General features: G+C 73.5%; 14 protein-coding genes. 10 read left to right on the top strand and 4 right to left on the bottom strand.

The window, feature by feature from the left end; all coding sequences use genetic code 11:
* Positions 1 to 57: 57 nt before the first annotated feature.
* On the bottom strand, positions 58 to 960 hold the full coding sequence (locus BMW62_RS10535; RefSeq protein ID WP_091930823.1) for a GGDEF domain-containing protein: 903 nt from the start codon (positions 958 to 960) through the stop codon (positions 58 to 60).
* A 156-nt stretch (positions 961 to 1,116) separates the two neighbouring features.
* Between BMW62_RS10535 and BMW62_RS10530 the strand changes: the two genes are divergently transcribed.
* The 3 genes from BMW62_RS10530 to BMW62_RS10520 all read left to right on the top strand — a co-directional run bounded on the left by BMW62_RS10530 (position 1,117) and on the right by BMW62_RS10520 (position 3,515).
* Positions 1,117 to 2,052, top strand: a complete 936-nt coding sequence (locus tag BMW62_RS10530) for a hydroxymethylglutaryl-CoA lyase (RefSeq protein WP_091930822.1) — start codon at positions 1,117 to 1,119, stop codon at positions 2,050 to 2,052.
* Positions 2,052 to 2,567, top strand: a complete 516-nt coding sequence (locus tag BMW62_RS10525; protein WP_091930821.1) for a flavin reductase family protein — start codon at positions 2,052 to 2,054, stop codon at positions 2,565 to 2,567. The genes BMW62_RS10530 and BMW62_RS10525 overlap by 1 nt, the downstream gene beginning before the upstream one ends.
* Positions 2,568 to 2,828: 261 nt before the next feature.
* On the top strand, positions 2,829 to 3,515 hold the full coding sequence (locus tag BMW62_RS10520) for a hypothetical protein (RefSeq protein ID WP_091930820.1): 687 nt from the start codon (positions 2,829 to 2,831) through the stop codon (positions 3,513 to 3,515).
* On the opposite strand, the gene BMW62_RS10515 is transcribed toward BMW62_RS10520, so the two are convergent.
* Together BMW62_RS10515 and BMW62_RS10510 are read right to left on the bottom strand one after the other, a co-directional pair.
* Positions 3,512 to 3,937: a hypothetical protein gene (locus BMW62_RS10515; RefSeq protein WP_211435080.1), complete on the bottom strand. Its 426-nt coding sequence runs from the start codon at positions 3,935 to 3,937 to the stop codon at positions 3,512 to 3,514. The two genes, BMW62_RS10520 and BMW62_RS10515, sit on opposite strands and share 4 nt — an antisense overlap.
* Positions 3,930 to 4,292: a hypothetical protein gene (locus tag BMW62_RS10510; RefSeq protein ID WP_091930819.1), complete on the bottom strand. Its 363-nt coding sequence runs from the start codon at positions 4,290 to 4,292 to the stop codon at positions 3,930 to 3,932. Before BMW62_RS10510 ends, BMW62_RS10515 begins: the two co-directional genes overlap by 8 nt.
* 187 nt (positions 4,293 to 4,479) lie before the next feature.
* Between BMW62_RS10510 and BMW62_RS10505 the strand changes: the two genes are divergently transcribed.
* The 7 genes from BMW62_RS10505 to ngg all read left to right on the top strand — a co-directional run bounded on the left by BMW62_RS10505 (position 4,480) and on the right by ngg (position 13,790).
* A complete protein-coding gene (locus tag BMW62_RS10505; protein WP_091930818.1) occupies positions 4,480 to 5,493 on the top strand; it encodes a siderophore ABC transporter substrate-binding protein in 1,014 nt (337 codons plus the stop codon).
* A gap of 37 nt (positions 5,494 to 5,530) precedes the next feature.
* Complete coding sequence (locus tag BMW62_RS10500) at positions 5,531 to 6,553, top strand: ABC transporter permease (RefSeq protein ID WP_211435079.1); 1,023 nt, start codon at positions 5,531 to 5,533, stop codon at positions 6,551 to 6,553.
* A complete protein-coding gene (locus tag BMW62_RS10495) occupies positions 6,543 to 7,601 on the top strand; it encodes an iron chelate uptake ABC transporter family permease subunit (RefSeq protein WP_211435078.1) in 1,059 nt (352 codons plus the stop codon). Before BMW62_RS10500 ends, BMW62_RS10495 begins: the two co-directional genes overlap by 11 nt.
* Positions 7,598 to 8,356: an iron ABC transporter ATP-binding protein gene (locus BMW62_RS10490; RefSeq protein WP_091930817.1), complete on the top strand. Its 759-nt coding sequence runs from the start codon at positions 7,598 to 7,600 to the stop codon at positions 8,354 to 8,356. The genes BMW62_RS10495 and BMW62_RS10490 overlap by 4 nt, the downstream gene beginning before the upstream one ends.
* Positions 8,357 to 8,547: 191 nt before the next feature.
* On the top strand, positions 8,548 to 10,026 hold the full coding sequence (locus tag BMW62_RS10485) for a S8 family serine peptidase (protein ID WP_091930816.1): 1,479 nt from the start codon (positions 8,548 to 8,550) through the stop codon (positions 10,024 to 10,026).
* Positions 10,027 to 10,237: 211 nt separating this feature from the next.
* Positions 10,238 to 12,022, top strand: a complete 1,785-nt coding sequence (locus BMW62_RS10480) for an N-acetylglutaminylglutamine amidotransferase (RefSeq protein WP_091930815.1) — start codon at positions 10,238 to 10,240, stop codon at positions 12,020 to 12,022.
* A 10-nt stretch (positions 12,023 to 12,032) separates the two neighbouring features.
* Positions 12,033 to 13,790, top strand: a complete 1,758-nt coding sequence (gene ngg, locus BMW62_RS10475) for an N-acetylglutaminylglutamine synthetase (protein ID WP_244523956.1) — start codon at positions 12,033 to 12,035, stop codon at positions 13,788 to 13,790.
* A 34-nt stretch (positions 13,791 to 13,824) separates the two neighbouring features.
* Here ngg and BMW62_RS10470 read toward each other — a convergent pair.
* A partial coding sequence (locus BMW62_RS10470; RefSeq protein WP_139206241.1) for a transposase occupies positions 13,825 to 14,145 on the bottom strand: 321 nt, incomplete at its 5' end.

The raw sequence follows: 14,145 nt of genomic DNA, 5'->3' as shown, positions 1-14,145 counted from the left end.
GTGCCTTGCCATGCCATGCCATGCCATGCCGTGCCGTGCCGGGCCGGGCCCGGCGGGTCAGCGGCGCGGTGCCGTGCGGCGGCGCGCCTTGTCGACGTACATGTCGTCGTCGGCCGCCCGCACGACCCGCTCGTAGACCTCCTCGGGCTGCTCGCCGCCCCGTGCCGTGCCGATGCCGATGCTGATCCCCACCGGCACCCGGGTGCCGCCGAGCTCGAGCGGCTCGGTGACCGCCGTGCGCAGCCGGTCGGCGAGGGCCTGGGCGTCGGCCCGCTCGGTGTTCTCGCAGACGATGCTGAACTCGTCGCCGCCCAGGCGGGCCGCGGTGTCGCTGGCCCGGAGCACGGAGCGCAGCCGCTCGGCGAAGGACACCAGGACCAGGTCGCCCATCGGGTGCCCGAGCTCGTCGTTGATCGCCTTGAACCCGTCCAGGTCGATGATCAGCACGCAGGTGGGCGTGTCCTCGCGCCGACCCCGGTCGAGCGCGTGCCGGAGCCGGTCGTGGAACAGCAGCCGGTTGGGCAACCCGGTGAGCGGGTCGTGCAGCGAGCGGTGCACCAGCTGCGCCTCGAGCGCCTTGCGCTCGGTGATGTCCTCGATGATGAGGACCAGGTGGGCGGCCTGCCCCTCGTCGCTCTCGGCCACCCACGAGGCGGTGATCTGGACGGGGAGGTCGGCGCCGTCCCCGCGCCGCAGGCGGGTCTCGTGCCGCATCGGGCGGTCCGGCTGGGCGGTCAGGGTGGCGTGCGCCTCCTGCGCGGCGAGGACCCCCTCGGGGTGCACCAGGTCGATCACCGAGCGCCCGTGGAGCTCCTCGGCGGAGCGGCCGGCCATCGCCGCGAGCGCGGGGTTGACGTCGACGAGCAGGCCCGCGGGCGTCGTCAACGCGATCCCCATCGGCGCGTTGGCGAAGACGCTCCGCCGATCCGCCGGGGGCAGCGCGTCCGCCACCTCGGTCACCCTCCACCTCCTGTGCCGGGTCCCATCTTGTCGGACGCGGACGACGAACCGCTGGCTGGGCGGCCTGTCGCGGTTCCGTGACGCCTGATCGGGGGAACCCGGCGCGGGAGGGGGAGGATGCGGGGAGCAACCGATGCCGGCGCCGAGGAGACGCAGATGAACGAGTTCGACCTGGTGCTGCCCAGCTCGGTCGACGTCCGCGAGGTGGGCATGCGCGACGGCCTGCAGCTGGAGGCGCCGGTACCGCTGGAGGCCAAGCTGGAGATGCTCGAGGCGCTGGTGGCCACCGGCGTGCGCCGGATCGAGGCGACGTCGTTCGTCTCGCCCAGGGCCGTGCCCGCCCTCGCCGACGCCGACCAGCTCGCCGCCGAGCTGCAGCGGTGGCCGGAGGTGCACTGGTCCGCTCTGGTCGCCAACCCGCGGGGCGCCGTCCGCGCCGTGGACTGCGGGATCGCCGACCTGGAGTACGTCGTCTCCGCCTCCGACGGGCACAGCCGCGCCAACGCTGGCCGCAGCACCGCCGAGGCCGTCGCCGCGGTCGGGGAGATCGCCGCACTGGCCCACGGTGCCGGCGGCTCGCTGGAGGTCATCATCGCCACCGCCTGGGACTGCCCCTTCGACGGCCGCACCCCGGTGGGCCGCACGGTCGACGTGGCGCGGGCGGCGGTCACGGCCGGCGCCGACCAGCTCTGCCTCGGCGACACCATCGGGACGACGACGCCGCTGCGCGTGGTCACCCTCGTCGACGCGGTCCGCCGCGCCTGCCCCGGGATCGCGGTGGGGGTGCACTTCCACGACACCCGCGGCACCGGGCAGGCCAACGCCCTCGCCGCCGTGCAGGCCGGGGTCACCCAGCTCGACGCGTCGGTCGGCGGGCTGGGCGGCTGCCCGTTCGCCCCCGGCGCGAGCGGCAACATCGCCACCGAGGAGCTGGTCTACATGCTCGAGGAGTCCGGGGTGCGCACCGGGCTGGACCTGGACGCGCTGCTGGCGGCGGCCCGGGTGACCGAGCAGGCGGTCGGCCACGAGCTGCCGAGCTCGCTGTACCGCGCCGGCGGCCGGTCGGTCCCCCGCTCGGCGGACGCGGGCTGATGGCGGCCGACGCCGTCTCCGAGCCGCCCCGGCTGGTCGACCCCCGGGTGATGCGCGACGTCCTCGGGCACTTCGCCTCCGGGGTCACCGTGGTCACCGCCGGCACCCCCGAGGGCCCGATCGGGTTCACCTGCCAGTCCTTCAGCTCGCTGTCGCTGGACCCCCCGCTGGTCGCGCTGGCCCCCGCCCGGACGTCGCGCACGTGGGCCCGGCTGCGCGAGATCGGCCGGTTCTGCGTGAACGTCCTCGCCGAGGGCCAGGACGCCGTCTCGCAGAACTTCGCGCGGTCCGGCACCGACAAGTTCGCCGGGGTCCCCTGGCGGCCCAGCCCGCACGGTTCCCCCGTGCTCGACGACGTCGTCGCCTGGATCGACGGCGAGCTGTGGGCCGAGTACGACGGCGGCGACCACACGATCGTCGTCGCCCGGGTGCTCGACCTGGGGGCCGTCCCCGACCGGCGGCCGCTCCTCTTCCACCGGGGCGCCTACGGCCTGCTGCGCGACGGCGAGGACTGAGCGCGGTTCCCGCAGGCCTGTCGCCCGGCGATGACGTGCGCTGCCGCCGAGCCGCTGAGCCGCCGGGCCTGTGGGTCGCCGGGCCGCTGGGCCGCCGGGCCGCCGGGCCGCCGACGGTGTGCGCTGAGGCCGGGTTCTCGTCGCTGGAACTCGGCGGCAGCGCACACAATCCCAGCGTGGGCCCGTCCGGCGGGGTTCCTCCTGCCGTATCCGGGCACCCTTGAGACCGGGCCGTGCGCCCCGACGCGAGGAGGGACTCCCATGGGACTGCTCGACCGGCTGTTCGGCCGCAAGCGCCACCACGACGACCGCAGCTCCAGCCAGACGTATCGACGGAGCGAGGGCGAGTGGTACGGCTACGAGGACCGCGGCCGCCCGCAGACCCCGCCCCGGTCGGCCGACGAGCAGGCGATCGAGCGCTACCGCTACCTGCTGCGCACCGCCCCGCCGGACCAGGTGGAGCAGGCGCACGCCGAAGCGTTCGCCCAACTCACGCCCGAGCAGCGCCGGGAGGTGCTGGAGCAGCTGAGCGCGGCGGTCCCGGCCGGCGAGCGGCCGGCCGGGGACGACCCGAGGACGCTCGCCCGCACCGCCACCCGCGCCGAGCTGCGTCAGCCCGGCTTCATGGAACGCACGTTCAGCGGTCCGGCCCGCGGCGGCTACGGGTCCGGATCGCGGGGCCCGGGGATGGGGAGCGTGATCGGCGGCAGCATGCTGGGCACCATCGGTGGCCTGGTCGTCGGCACGGCGGTCGCCGATGCGCTGTTCGACGGCGGCCCCGGCGACGGCGGGATGTTCGGCGGGGGCGACGAGGAGGCCTCCGCGGCGGGCTACGAGGACGGTGCCGGCGGCGGGTGGGACGACCCCGGCGGCGGCGATCCCGGCGGCTTCGGCGGCGGGGACTTCGGCGGCGGGGACTTCGGGGGCGGTTTCGGCGGGGACTTCTAGGCGCCGCGCCGGCGCGTGAGCAGCAGGAGGCCGAGCACGGGCAGCACGAGCGGCACGTACCCGTAGCCCCGGCCGTAGCCCGACCAGACGGTCTCGTCCGGGAACGCTGCCGGGTCGGCCAGCGACAGCGTGCCGATGACCAGCACGCCGGCCAGCTCGACCAGGATGGCGGCCAGCGCGGTGCGCCGTCCCCCGCGGCCACCGCGGGCCAGCGCGACCGTCGCCACCACGTACACGGCCGCCGCGAAGGCCGACAGCAGGTAGGCCAGCGGGGCCTCCTGGAACCGGGTGGCCAGCTGGACGCCGGCGCGGGCGCCCGCCGCGAGGGCGAAGATGCCGTAGAGCAGCACCAGCACGCGCGCCGGTCCGGTGGAGCCCGGCGCCGCCGCCTCGGCGGGGCGGCCCAGCCCGCGGTCACGCACCGGTCGTCTCCCACAGCTGCAGCAGCCGCCAGACCATGACGCCGACGGCGGCCGCCGCGACCGCCAGGACGGTGCCCGCCCAGCGGGTCCGCTCCGCCTGCGCCCACAGCACGCCCGCGACCGGGATCAGCAGCACACCGAACAGGTAGCCCAGGAACGTGGGGGTGTCGGCGGGCGTGCCGTCGCCCATCCGCGCGAACGCCAGCACCGCCTGGACCACCAGCAGCGCCTCCAGCAGGCCGGCGCCGGCGAGGTGCACCAGGCCGGTACGGCGGCGCGCGACCGTGGAGGCCAGCCCCGCGAGCACCACGAGGGCCGCGACCGCGGTGATCGCGACGACGAGGGCGAGGCTCACGGGCGCCGCGCGGACGGGACGGGGACGAGCACGCCGCCATGATCCCGCTCCCGGGTGCACCGGCGGCCGGGGGGTCGGTGTGGATCGGCGTCCCCCGGGACCCCGGTAGAGACCCGCCAGGACCGGTATGGCAGGTTAGGCACGCCTTAGTTAGGACTACCTACCCTCAGTTCCCGACAGGAGTACGATGCGCACCACCGCCCGGCCGCTCGCGGCCCTCGCCCTCCCGCTCACCGCCGTCCTCGTGCTCTCCGGGTGCGGCGGCGACGCCGACGCGGAGACCGCCGCCAGCAGCGAGACCGAGACGGTCACCTTCACCTGGGACCGCAACGTCGCCGGCGAGGACGAGGACCCGCGGTACGAGGAGACCACGGTCGAGGTCCCGAAGAACCCCGAGAAGATCGTCACCTTCGACATCGCCAGCCTCGACACCATCGGTGCGCTGGGCGGCGAGGTCGCCGGTGCCCCGCTGGATTCCGTGCCGGACTACCTCCAGGAGTACCTGGCCGACGACGCGTTCAACGCCGGCACCCTGTTCGAGGCCGACCTCGTCGAGATCGAGGCGCAGCAGCCCGACCTGATCGTCGTCGCCAACCGCTCCGCGGCGTTGTACGAGGACCTCAGCGAGATCGCCCCGACCGTCGACCTGAGCCTGCGCGGTTCCTACACCGAGAACCTGGAGCGCACCGCCACGTTCCTCGGCGAGGTGCTCGGCGCCGAGGACGAGGCCGCCGCCGCGCTGGAGGAGCTCGACGCCGGCATCGAGGAGGCGCGCGCCGCGACCGCCGACGCCGGCACGGGCCTGGGGCTCATGGTCTCGGGTGGCGAGCTCAGCGCGCTGGCGCCCGCGGGCGCGGACGCCGTCGGCCCCGCCGTCCGCGGCGGCCTCATCTACGACGTGTTCGGGGTGGAGCCCGCGGTCGAGGACGTCGAGGCCGCGACCCACGGCGAGCCGGTCTCGTTCGAGTTCCTGCTGGAGACCGACCCCGACACCCTCTGGGTCGTCGACCGCGACGCCGCCACCGGCGAGGCGGGCACGCAGCCGGCCGCAGCGGTGCTCGACAACGAGATCGTCGCGCAGACCACCGCCGCCCAGGAGGGCCAGATCGTCTACCTCGACCCGATGGCCTGGTACATCGTGTTCGGCGGCCTCGACACGACGCAGATCATGATCGACGACGTGCTGCAGATCGCCGAGTGACCGACCGGGACCACGCCGCGCAGCGCGCCTGCCACCCGTGACAGCGCTCGCCCCGGCACCGACGAGCACCCCCGCCCGGGTGCGGCCCAGCCGCCGCACGTGGGTGGGGGTGCTCGTCGGCGTCCTGCTCGTGATCCTCGCGGCGACGAGCCTGTTCGTCGGGGTCTCCGACGTCACCCCGGCGTCGCTGCTCGCCGGCGGGGCCGAGAGCGACGCGGCCTTCCTGCTGGTGGCGAGCCGCATCCCCCGGACGGTCGCCGTCGTGCTGGTCGGCGCCTCCCTGGGCATCGCGGGGCTCATCCTGCAGATGCTGGTGCGCAACAAGTTCGTGGAGCCCAGCACGACCGGGGTCACCGAGTTCGCGACCCTCGGTGCCCTCGTGACCATGATCGTCTTCCCGGGCATGGCCGTCCTGGGCAAGATGGGCGTGGCCGCGGTGTTCGGCCTCGTCGGCACCTGGGTCTTCCTCCGGGTGGTCCGCGTCGTCCCGGTGCGCCAGCTGGTGCTCGTCCCGCTGGTCGGGCTCATGCTCGGCGGAGTCGTCGCCTCGGTGACGGTCTTCTTCGCCTACCGGCTGGACCTGCTGCAGTCGCTCCAGCAGTGGTCGCAGGGCAGCTTCGCAAGCGTCATGCAGGGGCGCTACGAGCTGGTCTGGATCGCGGGGCTCATGGTCGTCGTCGCCTGGATCGCCGCCGACCGGTTCAGCGTCATCGGCCTCGGCGAGGAGTTCGCCACCAACCTGGGGCTGGACTACCGGCGCGTGGTCACGATCGGGATGGTGGTCGTCGCCGTCATCACGGCGGCGGTGCTCGTCACGGCGGGCATGATCCCGTTCCTCGGCCTCGTCGTCCCCAATGTCGTCAGCCTGCTCGTCGGGGACAACGTGCGCCGCGCGATCCCCTGGGTCGCGGGCCTGGGCGCCGTCTTCGTGGTCGCCTGCGACATCCTCGCGCGGGTCCTGCGCTTCCCCTACGAGATCCCGCTGTCGCTCATCGTCGGCGTCATCGGCGCCGCGCTGTTCCTGTGGCTGCTGCTCCGGAGGAGGAGCCGTGCTCACTGATCCCGCCACAGCGGCCTCCGGGGCGAGCGCGGCGACCGCGGCGCCTCCGCCGTCCGGCCGCGGGCTGCGGAGCCGCCTCGGTGCGGGCCGGGCTCCCTGGGGGCGGCCCGTGGTGCGCCTGGCCGCCCTCGCGAGCGCCGTCCTGGCGCTGGTCGCCACCTACCTGTTCACCGACGTCCCCGGCTCGCTGGCGTTCGCGCTGGAGATCCGCAGCCTCTCGGTGGCCGCGATGCTCGTCGTCGCGACGTCGGTCGGGGTCTCGACGGTGGTGTTCCACACGATCACCCAGAACCGCATCCTCACCCCCGCGATCATGGGGTTCGACGCGTTCTACCTGCTGATATCGACCGCGATCGTCTTCGTCGCGGGGTCCGCCACGTTCCTCGCCGCGGACGCGCTCACCCTGTGGCTCGTCCAGGTCGTCGTCATGGTGGCCTTCAGCGTCACGCTGTTCACCTGGCTGTTCGGCGGCAAGCGGCGCTCGATCCACCTCATGCTGCTGGTCGGCATCGTGCTGGGCACCTTCTTCCGGGCCTTCACCGAGTGGATGCAGCGGATGCTCGACCCGCTGGACTTCCAGGTGCTCTCCGACGCGATGTTCGCCTCCCTCACCCGGCCGGACGAGCTGCTGCTGGCCCTCACCGCCGGGCTCGTCGTCCTCGGCTGCGCCGGCGTCGTCCCGCTGCTGCGCACGCTGGACGTGCTGACCCTGGGCGAGCCGGCGGCCGTGGGGCTGGGCGTGGACCACCGGCGCGTGGTGATGGTCCTGTTCGGGGTCGTCTCGGTGATGGTCGCGGCCTCCACGGCGCTGGTCGGGCCGATCCTGTTCTTCGGCCTGATCGTCGCCAACCTCGCCTATTCCTACGCGGGCTCCTTCCGGCACGTCTGGACGCTGCCCACCGCCGTGCTCATCGGGATGGTCTGCCTGCTCGGCGGCCAGCTGGTGCTCGACCGGGTGTTCGACTTCGGCGGCACGCTGTCGACGATCATCGAGTTCGCCGGCGGCCTGTTCTTCCTGTACCTCGTGCTGCGGAAGGGGGCGCGGTGATCGCGCTCGAGAACGCGACCAAGCGCTACGGCCGCCAGACGGTGGTCGACGACGTCTCCCTCGAACTGGGCGGGGAGGGCGTGACGGCGCTCATCGGCCCGAACGGAGCCGGGAAGTCCACGCTGTTCGGGCTCGTCGGCCGCCTGGTCACGCCCGACGCCGGCCGGATCGTGGTGGACGGCATGGACGTGGCGACGACGCCGTCGCACCGGCTGGCCACGGTGCTGGCGGTGCTGCGGCAGGACAACCACGTCGCCGCGCGGCTGACCGTGCACGACCTCGTGGAGTTCGGCCGCTTCCCGCACTCGCGGGGGCGGCTCACCGTGCACGACCGCGAGCACATCGAGCGTGCGATCAGCTACCTGGAGCTGGAGGCCTACCGGCACCGGTTCCTCGACGAGCTGTCCGGCGGGCAGCGCCAGCGCGCCTTCATCGCGATGGTGCTCGCGCAGGACACGAAGTACGTGCTGCTCGACGAGCCGCTGAACAACCTGGACCTGCGGCACATGACCGAGATCATGCGGCTGGTCCGGCAGCTGGCCGACGAGCTCGGCAAGCGGGTGGTCACCGTGCTGCACGACATCAACTTCGCGGCGACCTACGCCGACCGGATCGTCGCGATGCGGGACGGCGCGGTGGTGGCCGACGCCCCGGCGCGGGAGGTCATGCGCCCCGAGGTGCTGGCCGCGGTCTACGACACCGCCGTCGACGTCCGCGAGATCGACGGCCGGCCGGTCGCCCTCTACTACGGCTGACCGGGCTTCCTGCTCGGTACGCCGGGATCAGGTGACCCGATCTTGGCGTGTCCTCCCGTGCGGTGGGCGGTGCGGGAGGACGCGCCCGTGACCGGCCCGCCCGGCATGTTGGCGTAACCCCTGAGTAACTCCTACGGCGCTGCCTCGTTTGTCCGGTCACGTCCGCCCGCCGTGAACCCGCGAGGAGCGCCATGAACCCGTCGTCCCGCCGTCTGCTCGGGGTGGTGTCCGGCGCCGTGGTCGCCGGCGCCCTCCTCTCCGCGCCTGTGCAGGCAGCCCCGGCCGATCCCCCGCTCGCGCCGGTGCAGGACTTCCTGGCCGACCAGCTCGCCGGTCTCGGTGCGGCCGTCCCGACGACGGTCATGGTGCACGGCACCGACGCCGCCGCCGCCCGCGCGGCCGTCGCCGCCACCGGCATGCGCACCGTCACCGAGTACGAGCGCATCGGGGTGGTCGTCGCCTCCGGGACCGCCGGGCAGATCGAGGCCGCCCGCACCCACCCCGGCGTCACCTACCTCGAGGGCAACACCCCGATCGAGTTCGCCCAGGAGACGTCGAACCTCGCCACCCGCGGCGCCGAGGCCGCGGCCACGGTGACCGGCGCGAACGGGCTGCCGCTCGACGGCAGCGGGGTCTCGGTCGCGGTCATCGACTCCGGCGTCGACCCGAGCCACCCCTACTTCCGCGAGCCCGGTGGCGGCAGCGCCGTCGTCGCCAACCTGAAGAGCGTCTGCCTGCTGGAGACCACCACGACGCCCGACTGCGTCGTCCGGGTGCCGTCGGTGGTCGACACCGACACCCTCTCCGTCGGCGGTCACGGCACCCACGTGAGCGGCATCGTCGCCGGCCGGCCGACCACGCTGGCCGACGGCGGGCAGGTCCAGGGCGCCGCGCCCGGTGCGAGCCTGGTGTCCATCTCCACGGGCGCCGTGCTGCTCATCGTCGGGGCGGACTCCGCGCTGAACTGGGTCCTGGAGAACCACGAGGCGCCGTGCGGTGCCGGGGTACCCGCCGACGTCTGCCCGCCGATCAAGGTGACCAACAACAGCTACGGCCCCTCCGGGGGCGGGGAGTTCGACCCGGACTCGGCCACGGTCAAGCTGCAGCGCGCGCTGGCCGCCGAGGGCGTGGTCACCGTCTGGGCGGCCGGGAACGACGGCGGCGACGGCGCCACCTCGCTCACCAACCCGCCGGGGCAGGACCCGACCGGCGGCATCCTGTCGGTGGCCTCCTTCTTCGACCAGGGCACCGGCACCCGGGACGGCGTGGTCAGCGACTACTCATCCCGTGGCGCGGCGGCCGCCCCCTCCACCTGGCCCGACCTCTCCGCCCCCGGCGAGGACATCACCTCGGCCTGCCGGCCCTACCTGCCCATCTGCGCCACGGGGCTGGACTTCCGCAACGGCCCGGGGCTGCTGGACGTCGGTACCTTCAACACCATCAGCGGGACGTCGATGGCTGCCCCGCACGTGGCCGGCACCGTCGCCCAGCTGTTCCAGGCCGACCCGGCGGCCACCCCGGCCGAGATCGAGGCGGCGCTGAAGAGCACCGCGTACCGCTACACCGATGGGGCCGCTTACGAGACCGTGGGCGGGTACGTGACCTCGTTCGACAAGGGCACCGGCCTGGTCGACGTCGTCGCCGCGACGGAGGCGCTCACCGCCGGCTGACCCCGTCGTCGGCCCGTGTCGATCAGGTGACCTGATCACCCGGGGTCCTGGCTCACGGTCGACGGTGAGCCAGGACCCCGAGCGGTGAGCCAGGACGCGGGAGCAACCGCCGGGCGTTCCACGTGGAACAGGCGTGAGGTGGGCCACGATCGGGCCCGCACGGGTGACCCCGCCCTGCGGCCCGACCGCGGCAGGAGTTAGATCGTTGTGCATGTGCGGCCTCTGCGGCGAGATCAGATTCGACGGGACCACGGCCGACACGACCGCGGTAGCCCGCATGGTCGAGGCCCTGGTCCCCCGCGGCCCGGACGGGCAGGGATCCTGGAGCAACGGGCGGGTGGCCTTCGGGCACCGCCGGCTCTCGGTGATCGACCTCTCCACCTGCGGGTCCCAGCCCATGGTCGACAACGAGCTCGGGCTGACCGCGGTCTTCAACGGCTGCATCTACGACTACCAGGAGCTGCGCGCCGAACTCGAGGGCCACGGGTACCGCTTCTTCTCGCACAGCGACACCGAGGTGATCCTCAAGGGCTACCACCACTGGGGCACCGACGTCGTCTCGCACCTGCACGGCATGTTCGCCTTCGTCATCGCCGAGCGGGACACCGGTCGCGTCGTCATGGCCCGGGACCGGCTGGGCATCAAGCCCCTCTACCTCTCCGAGACGCCGGGCAAGCGGCTGCGCTTCGCCTCCACGCTGCCGGCGCTGCTGCGGGGCGGCGACGTCGACACCTCGATCGACCCGGTCGCGCTGCACCACTACCTCACCTGGCACGCCGTCGTCCCGGCCCCGCGGACGATCCTCAACGGGGTCCGGAAGCTGCCCCCGGCCACCGTCCGCGTGATCGAGCCCGACGGTACGAGCACCGAGCAGCGGTACTGGAACGCCACCTACGAGCGGCGCCCCGAGCACGCGGGCTGGAGCGCCCGCGACTGGGAGGACGCGATCGAGGAGGCGCTGCGCGTCGCCGTCCGCCGCCGGCTGGTCGCGGACACGCCGGTCGGCGTGCTCCTCTCCGGCGGCCTGGACTCCAGCTTGATCGTCGGCCTCCTGGCCCAGGAGGGGCAGACCGGCCTGGCCACGTACTCCATCGGTTTCGAGTCCGTCGGCGGCCGGGAAGGCGACGAGTTCGCCTACTCCGACGTCATCGCCGAGCGCTTCGCCACCGACCACCACCGCATCCGCGTCGGCTCCGACGAGCTCGCCGGTGCGCTCGGGCACGCCATCGGCGCCATGGCCGAGCCGATGGTCAGCCACGACGTCGTCGCCTTCGACCTGCTCTCCGAGCGGGTCAGCCAGACGATCAAGGTGGTGCAGTCCGGGCAGGGCGCCGACGAGGTCTTCGCCGGCTACCACTGGTACCCGCCGCTGGCCGGCGTCGGCCGCGAGGAGGCGGTGCACACCTACGCGCGGGCCTTCTTCGACCGCGACCACGCCCAGATGCGCTCGGTCGTCTCCGACCGGTACGCGCTGGCCGAGGACCCGAGCCTGGAGTTCGTCCGCCGGCACATGTCCGCCGCCGGGGCCGAGACGGCGGTCGACGCCGCGCTGCGCCTGGACAGCGAGGTCATGCTGGTCGACGACCCGGTCAAGCGGGTGGACAACATGTCCATGGCCTGGGGCCTGGAGGCCCGCGTGCCCTTCCTGGACCACGACCTGGTGGAGCTGGCGGCGATGTGCCCACCGGAGCTCAAGCTCGCCGACGGCGGCAAGGGCGTGCTCAAGGCGATCGGGCGCCGGATCATCCCGCCGGAGGTCATCGACCGGCCCAAGGGCTACTTCCCGGTGCCCGCGATCACCCACCTGCAGGGCAAGGTGCTCGACCTGGTCAAGGACGCGCTCTCCAGCGAGGCGGCCGCCGACCGCGGGATGTTCCGCCCGGAGTACGTCCGCGAGCTGCTCGCCGACCCCAACGGTGAGCTCACGCCGTTGCGCGGGAACAAGCTCTGGCAGCTGGGCCTGCTCGAGCTGTGGCTCCAGACCCACGCGGTCTGAGGAGATGACCATGGCACCCCGGCTCGCCGGCCACCGCCGTCGCACGGCGGTGGCCTCCACCCCGGCCATCACCAGCCGGTCGTGGAAGAAGCCGTCGGAGCACCAGCTCCGCGGCATGGCCTCCGACGTCGTGCTCGACCTCGGGTGGGGGCGGCTGGTGTTCGGCCAGACCTTCGCCGACCTGCGCGGCATCGTCCACGCGCTGCGGGCGGAGGAGACCGGCGAGCGGGACATCTGCATCTACCCGCGCGACCCGCACGTGCTGGTCGGCCTCGCGCCCGACGAGCTGTTCATCGACCCGAGCTACACCTACCGGCTGGACCTGCACCGCTACCGGCCGCGCCACGACCTCATCCGCGGCGTCTTCGTCCGCACGGTGACCTCCCGGGCGGAGATGGAGGCGATCAACGACATCTACGCCCTGAACGGGATGGTCGTCGGGGACGCCGACGTCATGTGGGACAACCACCGCACCCGCTGCTTCACCTACCTGGTCGCCGAGGACACCCGCACCGGGAAGATCGTGGGCACGGTGACCGGGGTCGACCACGCGCTGGCCTTCGACGACCCCGAGGGCGGTACCAGCCTGTGGTGCCTGGCGGTGCACAACCAGGACGCCCCGCCCGGCGCCGGCGAGGCGCTGGTGCGGGTGCTCGCCGAGCGCTACGTCGGCCGCGGGCGCTCCTACCTCGACCTCTCGGTGATGCACGACAACGAGGGCGCGATCCGGCTGTACCGCAAGCTCGGCTTCAACCGGGTCTCGGCGGTCTGCGTGAAGCGCAAGAACCCGATCAACACCCCGCTGTTCGCCGCCCGCCCGCCGGGCCTGGAGGATCTCAACCCGTACGCGCTGATCATCGCCGAGGAGGCGCTGCGCCGGGGGGTGCGGGTCGAGGTCACCGACGCGAGTTGGGGCGAGATGCGGCTGTCCCTCGGCGGCCGGACGGTGGTCACGCGCGAGTCGCTGTCGGAGTTCACCACCGCCGTGGCGATGAGCCGGTGCGACGACAAGCGGGTCACCCGCCGGATCATGGAACGGGCCGGTGTCCGCGTGGCCCGCGGTGCGCTGGCCTGCGAGGGTGAGCTCGACGAGGCCGCGACCCTGATGCGCGAGGTCGGGCAGGTGGTGGTGAAGCCGGCCCGGGGTGAGCAGGGGCGCGGCATCACCGTCGGGGTGCACGACGAGGAGGGGCTGGCGCGCGCGGTCGACGTCGCGCTCCAGTTCTGCCCGGACGTGCTGGTGGAGGAACTCGTCCCCGGCCAGGACCTGCGGGTGGTGGTCATCGACCGGGCGGTCGTCGCCTCCGCGGTGCGCCGACCGGCGGAGGTGGTCGGCGACGGCCGGAACTCGGTCACCGACCTGGTGAGGTCCACCAGCCGGCGCCGGGAGCGGGCCACGGGTGGCGAGTCCCGGATCCCCCTCGACGGCACCACGGCCGAGGTGGTGGCCGACGTCGGCTACGGGATGGACGACGTCCCGCCCAACGGGGAGCGCATCCAGGTGCGCCGGACGGCGAACCTGCACACCGGCGGCACGATCGAGGACGTCACCGACCAGCTGCACCCGGAGATCGCCGCCGCCGCGGTGCGGGCCGCCACGGCGCTGGACATCCCGGTGACCGGGATCGACTTCCTCGTGCCCGACGTCGCCGGGCCCGACTACGTCTTCATCGAGGCCAACGAGCGGCCGGGCCTGGCCAACCACGAACCCCAGCCGACCGCCGAGCGCTTCGTCGACCTGCTCTTCCCCGAGACCCGTCGCCGCTGAGGTCGCCGCCTCCCCCTCCCCCCTCCCGCCGCCGCTAGGGCATGTCTCCTAACCGCTTGAGCCAGAGGGTGACCGCGCGCAGGACTGCTGCGGCCCGGTAGACGACGGCGAGCTTGTCGTAGCGGGTGGCCAGGGAGCGCCACTGCTTGTCCTCGTTGAAGGCGCGTTCGACGACGTTGCGTCCGCGGTAGCGCTCTGCGTCGAAGGCCGGTGGTCGTCCTCCGCGGCTGCCCCGACGTATGCGGTGGCCCTTCTGGTCATCCCGTTCGGGGATGCAGGCGCCGATGCCACGCTCGCGCAGCTGGGTGCGGATCGCGCGTGAGGAGTAGGCCTTGTCCCCGGCCACGGTGTCGGG

The sequence above is a fragment of the Blastococcus sp. DSM 46786 genome, from assembly GCF_900109665.1.
In the GTDB taxonomy this organism is placed as follows: domain Bacteria; phylum Actinomycetota; class Actinomycetes; order Mycobacteriales; family Geodermatophilaceae; genus Blastococcus; species Blastococcus carthaginiensis.
The sequence above is the reverse complement of the archived record's forward strand: the minus strand, read 5'-3'. Positions and strand labels throughout refer to the sequence as shown.

Excerpts from the sequence above, each read along its gene's own strand:
- BMW62_RS10505 (WP_091930818.1), top strand. The coding sequence starts at position 4,480 with ATGCGCACCACCGCCCGGCCGCTCGCGGCCCTCGCCCTCCCGCTCACC.
- BMW62_RS10480 (WP_091930815.1), top strand. The coding sequence starts at position 10,238 with ATGTGCGGCCTCTGCGGCGAGATCAGATTCGACGGGACCACGGCCGAC.
- ngg (WP_244523956.1), top strand. The coding sequence starts at position 12,033 with ATGGCACCCCGGCTCGCCGGCCACCGCCGTCGCACGGCGGTGGCCTCC.
- BMW62_RS10485 (WP_091930816.1), top strand. The coding sequence starts at position 8,548 with ATGAACCCGTCGTCCCGCCGTCTGCTCGGGGTGGTGTCCGGCGCCGTG.
- BMW62_RS10530 (WP_091930822.1), top strand. The coding sequence starts at position 1,117 with ATGAACGAGTTCGACCTGGTGCTGCCCAGCTCGGTCGACGTCCGCGAG.
- BMW62_RS10525 (WP_091930821.1), top strand. The coding sequence starts at position 2,052 with ATGGCGGCCGACGCCGTCTCCGAGCCGCCCCGGCTGGTCGACCCCCGG.
- BMW62_RS10520 (WP_091930820.1), top strand. The coding sequence starts at position 2,829 with ATGGGACTGCTCGACCGGCTGTTCGGCCGCAAGCGCCACCACGACGAC.